Annotated in this window: 11 protein-coding genes; 5 read left to right on the top strand and 6 right to left on the bottom strand. The window is 74.7% G+C overall.

The genetic code is table 11. The features are described 5' to 3' along the window. Positions 1-265 precede the first annotated feature (265 nt). From ACFVHI_RS09260 to ACFVHI_RS09250, 3 genes are read left to right on the top strand one after another with little or no spacing between them, the layout of a single operon-like run. On the top strand, positions 266-1,378 hold the full coding sequence (locus tag ACFVHI_RS09260; protein ID WP_380337230.1) for an ABC transporter substrate-binding protein: 1,113 nt from the start codon (positions 266-268) through the stop codon (positions 1,376-1,378). 3 nt (positions 1,379-1,381) lie between these two features. Beyond that, positions 1,382-2,470 carry a FecCD family ABC transporter permease gene (locus ACFVHI_RS09255; RefSeq protein WP_380337227.1) on the top strand — a complete coding sequence of 363 codons (1,089 nt, stop codon included), beginning with the start codon at positions 1,382-1,384 and terminating at the stop codon, positions 2,468-2,470. Next, entirely contained in the window at positions 2,467-3,384 is a 918-nt protein-coding gene (locus ACFVHI_RS09250; protein ID WP_380337224.1) for an ABC transporter ATP-binding protein, read from the top strand. Before ACFVHI_RS09255 ends, ACFVHI_RS09250 begins: the two co-directional genes overlap by 4 nt. On the opposite strand, the gene ACFVHI_RS09245 is transcribed toward ACFVHI_RS09250, so the two are convergent. The 4 genes from ACFVHI_RS09245 to ACFVHI_RS09230 form a co-directional block, all read right to left on the bottom strand. Further along, entirely contained in the window at positions 3,369-4,391 is a 1,023-nt protein-coding gene (locus ACFVHI_RS09245) for an L-tyrosine/L-tryptophan isonitrile synthase family protein (protein ID WP_380337221.1), read from the bottom strand. The two genes, ACFVHI_RS09250 and ACFVHI_RS09245, sit on opposite strands and share 16 nt — an antisense overlap. A 127-nt stretch (positions 4,392-4,518) precedes the next feature. Beyond that, positions 4,519-5,889, bottom strand: a complete 1,371-nt coding sequence (locus ACFVHI_RS09240; RefSeq protein WP_063349866.1) for a cytochrome P450 — start codon at positions 5,887-5,889, stop codon at positions 4,519-4,521. 118 nt (positions 5,890-6,007) lie between these two features. Continuing rightward, the gene (locus ACFVHI_RS09235; RefSeq protein WP_380337218.1) at positions 6,008-7,381 is read right to left on the bottom strand and encodes an MFS transporter; all 1,374 of its coding nucleotides are present in this window, start codon (positions 7,379-7,381) and stop codon (positions 6,008-6,010) included. Between the two features lie 234 nt (positions 7,382-7,615). Beyond that, positions 7,616-8,179 carry a sigma-70 family RNA polymerase sigma factor gene (locus ACFVHI_RS09230; protein WP_079135986.1) on the bottom strand — a complete coding sequence of 188 codons (564 nt, stop codon included), beginning with the start codon at positions 8,177-8,179 and terminating at the stop codon, positions 7,616-7,618. Between the two features lie 55 nt (positions 8,180-8,234). Between ACFVHI_RS09230 and ACFVHI_RS09225 the strand changes: the two genes are divergently transcribed. Next, positions 8,235-8,504, top strand: a complete 270-nt coding sequence (locus ACFVHI_RS09225) for a zf-HC2 domain-containing protein (RefSeq protein ID WP_380337215.1) — start codon at positions 8,235-8,237, stop codon at positions 8,502-8,504. 304 nt (positions 8,505-8,808) lie between these two features. Here the strand turns inward: ACFVHI_RS09225 and ACFVHI_RS09220 are convergent, their stop codons facing one another. Continuing rightward, complete coding sequence (locus ACFVHI_RS09220) at positions 8,809-9,792, bottom strand: hypothetical protein (protein ID WP_380337213.1); 984 nt, start codon at positions 9,790-9,792, stop codon at positions 8,809-8,811. 242 nt (positions 9,793-10,034) lie between these two features. Between ACFVHI_RS09220 and ACFVHI_RS09215 the strand changes: the two genes are divergently transcribed. After that, complete coding sequence (locus ACFVHI_RS09215; RefSeq protein WP_380337210.1) at positions 10,035-11,285, top strand: cytochrome P450; 1,251 nt, start codon at positions 10,035-10,037, stop codon at positions 11,283-11,285. 95 nt (positions 11,286-11,380) lie between these two features. Here the strand turns inward: ACFVHI_RS09215 and ACFVHI_RS09210 are convergent, their stop codons facing one another. Then, positions 11,381-12,076, bottom strand: coding sequence for an N-acyl homoserine lactonase family protein (locus ACFVHI_RS09210; protein ID WP_063349871.1), 696 nt, complete (start codon positions 12,074-12,076; stop codon positions 11,381-11,383). Between the last annotated feature and the right edge of the window lie 51 nt (positions 12,077-12,127).

The following is a 12,127-nucleotide window of genomic DNA, read 5'->3' as shown; positions in this document are numbered from 1 at the left end:
GTGCGGAAATCCCCGGGAACCCCCCGGACGGTCCGGCCGACTACCTGGTCCGGGTTCGCAGGACGGGCCCCTAGGGCGTGTCTGACAATTCCCGCCGGGCGCGCGACGCCGGGCATCCCGCCTGGACGCACCGGCGAAACGTCCAAGTACGACCCAGTACGAGGACGCTTCGCCGGCGCGCCCAGCCGGGCGCCCAACGCCGCGCGCTGATCCGCCGCGAATTGTCAGACACGCCCTGGCACGATCACCGACCAGGAGAATTGTCATGCGCCCTCGCGTTGTCTGCGGAATCGCGGCCGCCGTCGCCCTGTTCGCCACGGCCTGCGGAAGCGGTGCCGGAAGCGGTGCCGGAAACGGCGGCGGGGGAGGCGGAGAGCGCGGCGCGGTCGGCGCCGCCCAGACCGCCCCGGCCGGCGGCTACCCCGTCAAGGTGGCCGACTGCGCGGACCGGGAGACCACCATCGCCAAGGCCCCCGCCAAGATCGTCACCAGCAATGCCGCCGCCCTGGAGATACTGCTCCAACTCGGCGCGGGCGACCGGGTGATCGGCACCGGCTTCCCTCCCGGCAAGGGCACCCTCCCGCCGGCCCTGGCCGAACAGGGCGCCAAGGTGCCGGTGCTCGGCGACAAGACGATCCCCAAGGAGAAGCTGCTCGGCTCCGGCGCCGACCTCTACGTCGACACCTTCGGCGCGATGCCGATGATGGGCGGCGGCGCCACCGGGCCCAGCGAGGAGGAGTTCGCGGCGGCCGGCATCCAGCACGTCTACCTCCTCTCGACCGCCTGCGCCGGCACCCCCAAGGCCGCCAAGGCGCCGCGCACCGACCTGTCCGGGGTCGAGAACGACATCCGCCGCCTCGGCGCGGTCACCGGCACGGCCGCCCGCGCGGAGGAACTTGTCACCGGGATGGAGAAGCAGGTCGGCGAGGTGCGCACCGCCCTCGCCGGCGTCGCGGAGGCGCAGCGGCCCGGCTACTTCGTCTTCGACTTCGACGCCGGCACCAAGCAGCCGGTGGCGGTCTGCGGCCGGCAGGTCGCCAACGCGGTGATCACCCAGGCCGGCGCCCGCAACGTGTTCGCCGACTGCGACGCCGACTTCAAGCCCGGCTCCTGGGAGGACGTCGTCGCCAAGAACCCGGACTGGATCCAGCTCGCCGTCCGCAACCGGGGCAGCGAGGAGGCCACCCGCAAGGCCTTCGACGACGCCGAGGCGTTCCTGCGCGGCTTCCCCGCGACCCAGGGCCTGAAGGCCGTCCAGGAGGGCCACTTCGTGCGGCTCGGCTCCGAGGTCACCACCATCGCGGGCGTGCGCAACGCCGACGCCGTCCGGCAGATCGCCGCCACCGTCCACCCCGACCTCGTCAAGAACGGGCAGTAGACGGTGACGTCGGCCGTCTCCGCCGATCGGCGCGAGGAGCCCCGTCCGGCCCGCACCCTGCGGGCCGGGCCGCTGGCCGTCGCGCTGACCGCCGCCCTGGTGCTCGCGCTGACCGCCGCCGTGTCGTTCGGCGCGGTGGACATCCCGCCCGGCGAGGTCTGGTCGGTGGTCGCCCACCACCTCACCGGGCGGGCCCCCGAACCCGGCACCCGCGACCTCATCGTCTGGCAGCTGCGCGTCCCGCGCGCCCTGCTGGCGGCGACGGTCGGGGCCGGGCTCGGCCTGGTCGGCACGGCCGTGCAGGCCCTGGTCCGCAACCCGCTCGCCGACCCCTACCTGCTCGGCATCTCCTCCGGCGCCTCCCTCGGGGCGGTCGCGGCGATCGTCCTCGGCACCTCGCTCGGCCTCGACCTCGCCTTCGGCAGCGCGCTCGGCCTCACCGTCTCCCTGGCGGCCTTCGCCGGCGCGCTCGCCGCGTTCTCCCTGGTCTGGCTGGCGGCCCGGCGCGGCGGCGGCTTCTCCCCGCTGCGCCTGGTCCTCGCGGGCATCGCCATCGCCCAGTTCCTCGGCGGCATCACCAGCTACCTCGTCCTGCAGACCCGCGACGAGCAGCAGACTCGTGGCGTGCTGTTCTGGCTGATGGGTAGTCTCGGCGGCGCGGTCTGGGCCCAACTCGCTGTCCCCGCCGTCGCGGTGGTGCTCGGGCTGGCCCTGCTCCAGGCCCGTGCCCGCGGGCTCAACGCGATGCTCATGGGCGACGAGACGGCCGCCGGGCTCGGCGTGGACGTCACCCGGCTGCGCCGGGAGGTCTTCGTCGTCACCAGCGTGCTCACCGGCGTGCTGGTCGCGGTCTCCGGCGCGATCGGCTTCGTCGGACTGATGGTGCCGCACGTCTGCCGCCTGCTCGTCGGCGGCGACCACCGGCGCCTGCTGCCGCTGTCCGCGCTCACCGGCGCACTGCTGCTGGTCGTGGTCGACACCGTGGCCCGCACCGCGCTGGACGGCCAGGAACTGCCGATCGGCGTGGTCACCGCCGTCCTCGGCGCCCCCACCCTGCTCTACCTGCTGGACCGACGACTGGAGCGCACGTGAGGATCGCCGTCGAGGACCTGAGCGTCACCCTGTCCGGGCGGGCGGTGGTGGCCGGCGTCCACCTGGTCGCCGAGGAGGGGGAGATCGCCGGCCTGGTCGGGCCCAACGGCAGCGGCAAGTCCAGCCTGCTGCGCACCGTCTACCGGCACCTGCGGCCGAGCGCCGGGCGGGTGCTGCTGGCCGGGCGCGACCTGGCCGGGCTGCGCCCCGCGCAGTCCGCCCGGCACATCGCCGCGCTGCCGCAGGAGCGGGGCGGGGACTTCGAGTTGAGCGTCCGCGAAGTGGTCGCGATGGGCCGCACCCCCTACAAGCGGTCGTTCGCCGGCGACGACGCCGAGGACCACCGGATCACCGCCGACGCGCTGGTACGGGTCGGCATGGCGGACGCCGCCGACCGCCGCTTCGCCCAACTGTCCGGGGGCGAACGGCAACGGGTGCTGCTGGCCCGCGCGCTGGCCCAGCAGCCGGACGTCCTGGTGCTGGACGAGCCGACCAACCACCTGGACGTCCGGCACCAGGTCGAACTCCTCGCCCTGCTGCGGGACCAGCGCCGCACCACCCTGGTCGCGCTGCACGACCTCAACGCGGCCGCCTCCGTCTGCGACCGGCTGCACGTCCTGCACCGCGGCGCCCTGGTGGCCTCCGGGGCGCCGCGCGAGGTGCTGACCGCGGAGCTGCTGGCCGAGGTGTTCGGCGTCCGGGCGGCAGTGGTCGAACACCCGCTCACCGGTGACCCGTTGATCGCCTTCGATCACCGAACCCCGGCCGCCCCGACCCCGGCCGTCCCGACCCCGGCCGTCCCGACCGCCCCGGCTCCGGTGGAGGGTGCCGGGGCCGGGGCGGATGCTGGTGGGGCGGGGTTCGTCGGGTTGGACGCCGCCGGGGTGGAGCCCGCGCGTCAGAGCGCCTCGTAGTGGCTCGGCCGGCCGTCGAGTTCGACCAGCCGGCCGCGCTGCGCGGCGTCCTCGCTGCGCAGCAACTCCCAGTCCCCGTCGGCGCGGTGGAGTACCGAGGAGTGCCAGGGCGTCATCCAGGCGTCGGCGGCCTCCAGCAGCCGGATGCCGAACTTCGGTGCGCCCGCCGGCTGCGGGTGGATGGACAGCCGGACCGACCGGGGGTGCTGCTCGGCGATCAACTCGCCCCAGGCGCGGCTGCGCTGGATCACCCCGTACGCGCGGCGGCGGCAGTCGCGCTGCAGGGCGGAGCGGGTGCCGGTGAAGCCGACGGTGTCGTCGGTCAGGAAGCGGGTGATGCCGCGGTAGAGCCGCAGGGTCTCCTCGTCCGTCAGCACCTGCTCGCGCAACTCCTCGACGCTCGGCGCGTACTGGGCGTGCACCCGGGCGCGCTTGTCGTCGTACGGCAGGTCGCCGAGGACGTCCCGCAGGTCGAAGGTGGCGAGGTGGGCGAGGTCCTCGCGCCCGATCATCGCCGTCAACTCGTCGGAGTACTCGTCGATGTGGTCGTCGGGGACGTGGACGAGGTCGCCGAAGATGTGCCCGTCCGAGCAGATCAGGATCCGCGCGCCGGGCTCGTAGTACCCGCCGATCTCCGCGCAGAGCCCGTCGAGGAAGGTGAGCGACAGCCGTTCGCCCTCGTCGGGCAGGTGGCTGAGCACCTTCGCGGGGTTCGGCGACTTGCAGGGGAAGCCGGGCAGGGTGAAGAGGATCGGGTCGCCGGCGGTGATGAAGTCCGTCAACTGGGCCAGCTGGAACGGGAAATGCTCGGGCTTGGCGTCCAGCCCCGGGTCGGAGGCGCGGCGGTGCGGCAGCAGCAGGCCGAGGATCCGGGCGGCGAGCCGTGCGGCGTCCTGCTGGTCGGTGCCGCCCCCGGTGTTCGCGGGCTCCGGTGCGGGCTCCGGCGCGGGCGTGGGCGCAGGTGCGGTGTGGTGGTGGCGGGTGGAAACGGTGCCGGCGGGCGGCATGGTGGTCCTCCGTGGAAGGTGGTGCGGGCGTGGAGCGGACGCCGGGCCGACGTCGGGCGGACGTCGGGCGGACGTCGGCGGGCGGGCGCGGCCGCGGGGTGTTCGCAGGGTGGCCGAGGGCCCCGGCTCAGGCGCGCCGGTCGTAGCCGACGGGCAGCCGGTTGACCCCGCGCGCCAGGACGGCGGGGATCCAGGCGAGGGAGTCCAGGTCCTCGTCGGCAGCCTCGGACGGGCGCAGTCCGGGCAGCCGGGTGAGCAGGGTGGCGACGGCGGTCTGGAGTTCGGCCCGGGCCAGGGCGGCGCCGGGGCAGTAGTGGATGCCGTGGCCGAAGGCGAGATGGGCGTTGGGCGTGCGGTCGAGGTCGAGGCGGTCCGCGTCCGGGAACCGCGTCTCGTCCCGGTTGGCGGCGCACAGCGAGACGATCACCGAGTCGCCGGCCGGGACGGTGGTCCCGAACAGGTCTCCGTCCTCGGCGAGGAACCGCCAGGTGGTGAGCTCGAACGCGGCGTCGTGGCGCAGCAGTTCCTCCACCGCGCGGGCCAACAGGCCGGGGTCGTGGGCGGGCCCCTCGGAGAGGGAGTCGCGCAGCCGGGCGAGCTGGTCGGGGTGGCGCAGCAGCGTGATCAGCATGGTGGTGATCTGGTTGGTGACCGGCTCCTGGCCCGCGACCAACAGCTGGAACACCATGGAGTCCAGCTCCTCGCGGCTCAACTCGCCCGCGTCGTGGGCGGCGACGAGCCGGCCCAGCAGGTCGGCGCCGGCCGTGTCCGGGTCGTGCCGGTCGTGGCCATCGGAGGGGTTCCCGGCGCGCTTGTGGGCGACCACGTCGGCGATGTACGTCTGGAGGCCGCGCAGCCGCGCCTCGTACGCCGGGCGGCCCGGATCGTGCGGGCCGACGGGCTGCACGACCTTGCCCCAGTCGCGGTCGAACCGCACCGCCAACTCGGCTGGCAGGCCGATCACTTCGGCGAGCACCCGGAACGGGAAGTGCGCCGCGAAGCCGGCCACCAGATCGGCGCCGCCGGTCTCGGGCAGTTCGTCGACCAGCGCGTCGGCCAGCTCCTGGAAGCGCGGGCGCAACGACTCCACCCGGCGCGGCGCGAAGGCGTCCAGGACGAGCCGGCGCATCGTGGTGTGCTTGGGCGGGTCCTGGTGCAGCAGGTGGACCTGCAACTGGGAGTGCTGCGGCTCGGGCATGATCGACGCCAGCTTGTGCCAGTTCTCGTTGCCCAGTGCGTGGTTCTTGCCGAACCTGGGGTCGTTGAGGGTCTCGTGGGCGGCCTGGTAGCCGGTGACCAGCCAGGCGTGGATGCCGCTCGGGAACTCCACCCGGTGCACCGGCCCGGCCTCGCGCATCCGCCGGTAGAGCGGGTACGGGTCGCTCTTGTACGCGGGGCCGTACAGCGGTATGGGGTCCGGGAGTTGGTCGTACCCGTACGGGCAGCGCGGTTCGTCCGCCGGGTGGGCCGGCGCCGGATCGTGGACGGTGTCGGTCATCTGCGGTGTTCCTCCGGTGGTGCGGGCATGGCGGGGTGCGGGCTCTCGGGTATGGGCTCTGGGGTACGGGCTCTGGGCACGCGGGCGTTGGGAGTTGGGGAGGCGCGGTCCGGCAGGCTCAGGTCCGTGGGCGGCGGTGCAGGGCGAGCAGTGCCACGGCCGTCGCCGCGACCAGGGCGGCCAGGGCGATGCCCGTCCGGGTGCCGGTGGTGGCGCGGTCGCCGGCCAGCGCGGCGGCGCCGGCCAGGGCCGGGCCGAGGGCGAAGCCCAGGCTGCGGGCCAGTTGGACGGCGGAGCCTGCGGTGGCGAGCTTCCCGGGGGGCGAGGCGGTCATCACCAGGGCCTGGGTGGGGCCACCGTTGAGGCCCATCCCGACACCGGCCAGGGCGAGCCGCCAGGCGATGTCGGCGGCGGACCAGCCGGTGTCCAGCGGGACGAGCAGCGCCAGGCCGAGGGTGGTGACGGCGGCGCCGGCGAGCGCGGTCGGGCGGGCGCCCCAGCGGTCGGCCAGCCGTCCGCCGACCCGGCCGGCCAGCACCATGCCGAGCGGGAAGGCCAGCATGGTGAGCGCGGTGGCGGTGGCGCTCTCGCCGCCCGGACCGCGCAGGTGCTGGGCGAGCAGGTAGTGGCAGGCCGCGAAGCCGGCGGCGAGGGCCAGCACCGACGCGTTGACCCCGACGGTTCCGGCGGCCCGCAGCACCTCGGCGACCGGCCTGCCCCCGGGGCGGCGCAGCCAGACCAGCACCAGGGGGGCGGCGGGCAGCGCCAGCAGCAGCCACAGCGGCGCCTCCGGGGCCAGGGTCAGCGCGAGCAGCACGGCAGCGACGGCCGCGCCTATCAGGGCGGCGTCGCCGAGCGACGCCCGGTCGGGCGGGCGCAGGTGGCCCCGCCGCGGGGCGTACCGGCGCACGATCAGCACGGCGGCCAGGCAGACCGGCAGCTTGATCAGGAAGACCGCCCGCCAGCCGAAGTGGTCCAGTAGCAGGCCGCCGATGACCGGCCCGGTGACGGCGCCGAGCGGGCCGAGCGTCGCCGGGATGCTCATCGCCCGTCCGCGCGATTCGGGGCGGACGGAGGTGGCGGCCAGCACCGGCATCAGGACGAACAGCACCGCGCCGAAGGCGCCCTGGAGCAGTCGGGCGGCGATCAGCCAGCCCGCCCAGGGGGCGAGGGAGGCCAGCACGCTGCACGCGGCGAAGCAACTGACGGCGAGCAGCAGCGCCGAGCGGGTGCCCACCTGGTCCAGCCAGCGCCCGGCGGGCAAGAGGAGTGCCACCAGCGGGAGTTGGTAGCCGAGGGTGGCCCACTGGGCGACCCCGGCGGACACGTGCAGGCTGGCCGAGATGTCGGTGAGGGCCAGGTTGACCACGTTCATGTCGAGCATCGCGACGAACGAGAGCAGCCCGGCGGCCACGACCAGGATCCACCGGTCTGCAGGTTGTGCCTGACTGTCCATCAACGTAGCGGCGGTCAGCGGCTGTTGCGCTGCCATGAAGTCCCTCCGTTGCCCGACTGCTGTCCCGGACACCGCCTCGGCGGCGGGGTCCGGTACAGCAGTCGGAGGCGCGGGGGCTCCAGTTCCGAACATGTGAAGGAATTTTCGGACGGACAGACGGGGGCGGCGGACGGATGGCAACCGACAGCAGACAACTAACAACTAACAACTAACAGATTTCGAAATCTGTTATCTGTTAGTTGTCATCTGTTACCCGCTACCTGCCCCCGCTCAGCAGGCCGCTGCGAGTTCCCCGCCCTCGGCCGCTCGGAGCCGGGCTATCAGCTCCTCCCGGGCGCGGGCGACTCGGGAGCGCACGGTGCCGATCGGGCAGCCGGCGACCTCGGCCGCCTCGGCGTAGCTCAGGCCGACCATCTGGGTGAGGACGAAGGCCTCCCGCCGCTGGGCGGGCACCCGGTCGAGCAGGTCCCCGAGCGCGACGCCGTCCTCGAACCCGGCTGCCGGTTCGGCCCCCTGCCGCTCCGCCGCCTCCTGCCAGTCCGGCAGCGCCGCGCAGCGCGGTCGGGCGGCGGCCGTCCGGTACCGGTCGATCACCGTGCGCCGGGCGATCGACAGCAGCCAGGTGCGGGCCGAGGAGCGGCCGGCGAACGCGGGCAGGCCGCGCAGCGCGCGCAGGAAGGTCTCCTGCGCGAGGTCGTCGGCGGACTGGACGTCGGTGAGGTGGGCGACGAACCGCCAGACGTCCCGCTGGGTGGCGCGGACGAAGGCCTCGACGTCCGGGGCCCGGCCCGCGCGGGCGGTCAGTGCGAGCGCGGTGAGCTGCTCGTCATCCACGGTGGCCTCCCACCCGGCCGGTCCCACCGTGAGGGCAGTGCGGGACGATGGTCGTATGAGATGCGCGCAGTTCCGTACCGCCCTGTCGGCCCGGCTCGACGGCGAACCGACCGGACTGTCGGGTGGCCGGCTGGACGGGCACGTCGCGCGCTGCGCCGGTTGCCGCGCGTGGCTGGAGCGGGCCGAGCAACTGCGCGGCCGCGTCCGGGCGGGCGCCGCCGCCGGCCCGTCGGACGAGTGGTCGGCCCGCTTGCTGGACGGACTCGGCGTGCGGGGGTTCGGGGGCGGTCAGGCTCCGGACGGGCCGGAGGCCGTGGAGCGGTAGGACGGTGGCGCCGGCCCAAGCCGGTGCGCCGTCGTAGTCAGGCATGCGAAGGTCCTGAGGGGAGGGCTGGGAGCGGCGCCACCCGAGGCGGCGCCGCCGGCGTCCATGGGACTTCCGCGCGGCCCGCGGCGCCTCCACGGAGGAGGCGGCGGGCGGGCGTGGGTCCGGGCCCTGGCGGCACGGCGGCGAAGGCGCGGCCGAGCGGCAGGGCGACCTGCCCGCCGAGCGAACCCCGTGGGCCCTGCGGTCCCCGGCGGCGGTGGGCTGCCGGGCGGTAGGCGCAGGAGTGGGGACGGCGGGCGCGTCAGCAGGCGAGGGCGAGCGCCGGCGGGCCGCGCCGGACCACGGCATGAGTGAGCAGCACCGACCGGGATGGCCGGGTCCGGCCGCCGGTGGGTCGGGGTGCAGCCGGCGGGCGGTAGCCGAAGGGGCGCGCGAACAGCGCCAGCAGCGGGAGCACCAGCACTCCCGCGACCACGGTGCCGAGCGCGCCGAGCAGGTCGAAGAGCCGGACCAGCGCGGCGTCACCGCGCCACAGCAGCAGCGCGCAGGCCAGCGCGGCGAGCGCGTGGGCGGCGATCATCCCGAAGGACATCCCGTGCGCCATGTCGTGTGCCATGCCGTGTGCCGTCCCGGAGGGCATCCCGTGTGCGGCGGATGCTCCGGACAGGCCCGACGTACCCGGCATGCCGGGCATCCCCGCCATCCCGGCCGCGTCCAGCGCCGTCCCATCGGCCGAAGCCGAAGCCGAAGCCGAAGCCGAAGCCGAAGCCGAAGCGGACGCGGAGACCGACGCGGACGTGGATACCGATACCGGGGCGGAAACCACACCCGCCGCCGTCCCGTGGTGCATGCCCGCCATGGTGTGCAGGCCGTTGGCGGCGGGCGGGACGTCCGGGTCGAGGCCCGCCATCCGGGCCAGCTCGGCGGGGGAGAGCCCGCCGGGGATCCGCTCGGGGTTGCAGAGCAGCAGCGCGGCCCAGTCCGTGGTGGCGAGCCGGCCGAGACCGCCGCCTCCCCGGCCGAGCGCCGCGGCCTGTTCGAACAGCAGGTGCAGCGCGCTCTGGGCCGCGACCATCCAGGCGCTGATCGCGCCGAGCCCGCGCCGCTTGCCGGCGAGCAGCCAGGTCAGACCGAGGACGGCCCCGAACGCGCCGATCAGCACCGGTGGTGAGACCCCGGCTCCGGCCATGGCGACGTGCGCCGCGGCGGCCAGCGCCACGCACAGCGCGGCGAAGACCACGGCGCGCAGCAGGCGGATCCGGTCGGTCATCACGATGGCACTCATCGTCGCACCCGCCCCGCCCGGCCCGGACCGCACCCTCCGGTATTGGCCGGTTCCACCCCGTGAGACCATGCCCGGCCCCGTGCCTCCGTGTGTCGAGAGTCCGGCCCGGCCGCCGAACCAACCCGTTCGTACGACCATCGACGCGGTTTGACATCACCCCCCGCTTGCTCACTAAATGTGCACACCCCGGTACCGATAGTGGTTGCCGGGCGGACGCCGAACGCGAAGCAGGAGGCCCGGCCATGGAGACCTCGACCGGCTTGGCGGCCCCCGCCGCCGACCTCGCCGACCCCCGCTTCTGGCAGCTGCCCGCCCCCGCCCGCGCGGCCGCCTTCGCCGAACTGCGCCGACGCCCCGCGCCGGTGTTCTTCGGCGATCCCGCCGCCGGCCGGGGCTTCCACGCGCTGGTCCGCCACGCCGACGTGGTCGAGGCCAGCCGGACCCCCGCGGTGTTCCTCAGCGGCCCCGGCGTCACCACCCCGGAACCGCCCCGCTGGGTCCGGCTGGTGTTCGGCGACTCGATGGTCAACCTCGACGACCCCCGGCACGCCCAACTGCGCAGGATCGTCTCGCGAGCCTTCACCCCCCGGCTGCTCGGCCAGGTCGAGGAGGACATCCGCCGCGTCGCCACCCGCCTGGTCGACGACGTCGAGCGGCGGCGGCCGGAGGACTTCGTCACCTCCGTGGCCGCCGAGCTCCCCTTCCAGGTGATCTGCACCATGATGGGGATCCCGGAACATCCGCGCCGAATGATCCTGGACCAGGTCAACCACGCCTCCGAGAACATCGGCGTGGCCCGCCCGCTGCGCCGCCGGATCCGGATGCCCGGGCGCGGGCTGCTGGCGCTGGCCCGCATGCAGGGCATGGTCGCCTCGATCGGTCGTGAGCGCCGCCGCCGGCCCACCGAGGACCTGATCTCCGCCCTGGTCACCGCCGACGTGGACGGCCGCCGGCTCACCGGACGCGAACTCGGCGCGTTCTTCTCCCTGCTGCTGGTCGCCGGTGTGGAGACCACCCGCAACGCGCTCGCCCACGGCCTGCACCTGCTGACCGCGCACCCGGAGCAGCGCGCCCTGCTGCTCGCGGACCTCGACGGGGGGCTCGGCGGTGCGGTCGACGAGATCATCCGCCACGCCACGCCGATCATCCACTTCCGCCGGACCCTCGCCGTCGACCACGAGCTCGGCGGCCCCGGGGGCCCGCTGCTGCGCGCGGGGGAGAAGGTCGCCCTGTTCTTCGGCTCGGCCAACCGGGACGAGACGGTCTTCCCCGACCCGGACGCGTTCGACATCACCCGCACGCCCAACCCCCACCTCGGCTTCGGCGGCGGAGGGCCGCACTACTGCATCGGGGCGCACCTGGCCCGGCAGGAGATGAAGGTGCTGTTCCGCGAGCTGTTCGCCCGGCTGCCCGAGGTGCGGTCGGTCGGCGAGCCGGACATCGTGCCGTCCAACTTCGACCACCGGGTCCGGTCGCTGCGCTTCACGTTCTGAACCCTCCGAGTCCTCTGAGCACTCTGAACTCTCAGAGCCCTCCGAGCCTCCGAGCCTCCGGACCCCCTGAACTGTGCCTGGCCCGGCCGTTGGCCCTATCCGACCGGTTCCCAGACCGCGTGGTCGTGCGCGAACAGAACCCGGCGCGGCCCGTACTCCGCCACCCGGTCCAGCCAGGCCCGGTAACCGGGCAGCGGCGCGGCCACGCCCTCGCGCGACGCCCGCCGGGCGAGCACCGCCTGGCCGTACTCGGACGCGAAGTCGTACGCCTGCCCGGCCAGCATCACCGCGCCGCCGCCGGGCCGCTCGACCACCAGTGACTGGTGGCCGCCGGTGTGCCCGGGCGTCGGCAGCACCCGTACGCCCGGCCAGACCTCCGTCTCGCCGTCCAGTTCGCGGTAGTCGGCGCCGGGGAAGTCGACCAGCGCGTCGATGGTGTACGCGCCGCGCCGGGCGGCGGCCAGTTCGGCCGCCTGGACGAGGACGGGCGTGCCGGCGAGCAGCGGATTGCCGCCGCAGTGGTCGAAGTGGAGGTGGCAGTTGACCACCAGGTCGATGTCGGCGCAGGCGACGCCGACGGCCGCGAGCGCCTCCGTCAGCGGGCGGCGGACCGGGCGGTAGTGCGCTTCGGTCTCGGGCTCGCCTGCGCCGATCCCGGTGTCGAACAGCAGCAGCCCCTCCGGGCGGCGGACCAGGTACGCGAGGACCGGCTCCACCCGCGGCTCCGGGCCGCCCACCTCGGACGCAGGCCGGACGAAGTACCCGAGATCGAGGCGGCGGACCGCGTGCATGGAGCTCCCCTTGTCGCGCTGTCCCCCGTACGGGCGGCCGCGGCGGCCCCC

The sequence above is a fragment of the Kitasatospora sp. NPDC127121 genome, from assembly GCF_042677305.1.
Classification (GTDB): Bacteria; Actinomycetota; Actinomycetes; order Streptomycetales; family Streptomycetaceae; genus Kitasatospora.
Note: the sequence above shows the minus strand (reverse complement) of the source record. Positions and strands in the feature narration are given on the sequence as shown.

What these genes read in the sequence shown, in the direction of transcription:
- ACFVHI_RS09245 (WP_380337221.1), bottom strand. Translation starts at nt 4,391, where the DNA reads ATGCCGCCCGCCGGCACCGTTTCCACCCGCCACCACCACACCGCACCT.
- ACFVHI_RS09215 (WP_380337210.1), top strand. Translation starts at nt 10,035, where the DNA reads ATGGAGACCTCGACCGGCTTGGCGGCCCCCGCCGCCGACCTCGCCGAC.
- ACFVHI_RS09210 (WP_063349871.1), bottom strand. Translation starts at nt 12,076, where the DNA reads ATGCACGCGGTCCGCCGCCTCGATCTCGGGTACTTCGTCCGGCCTGCG.
- ACFVHI_RS09235 (WP_380337218.1), bottom strand. Translation starts at nt 7,381, where the DNA reads ATGGCAGCGCAACAGCCGCTGACCGCCGCTACGTTGATGGACAGTCAG.
- ACFVHI_RS09220 (WP_380337213.1), bottom strand. Translation starts at nt 9,792, where the DNA reads ATGAGTGCCATCGTGATGACCGACCGGATCCGCCTGCTGCGCGCCGTG.
- ACFVHI_RS09240 (WP_063349866.1), bottom strand. Translation starts at nt 5,889, where the DNA reads ATGACCGACACCGTCCACGATCCGGCGCCGGCCCACCCGGCGGACGAA.
- ACFVHI_RS09225 (WP_380337215.1), top strand. Translation starts at nt 8,235, where the DNA reads ATGAGATGCGCGCAGTTCCGTACCGCCCTGTCGGCCCGGCTCGACGGC.
- ACFVHI_RS09260 (WP_380337230.1), top strand. Translation starts at nt 266, where the DNA reads ATGCGCCCTCGCGTTGTCTGCGGAATCGCGGCCGCCGTCGCCCTGTTC.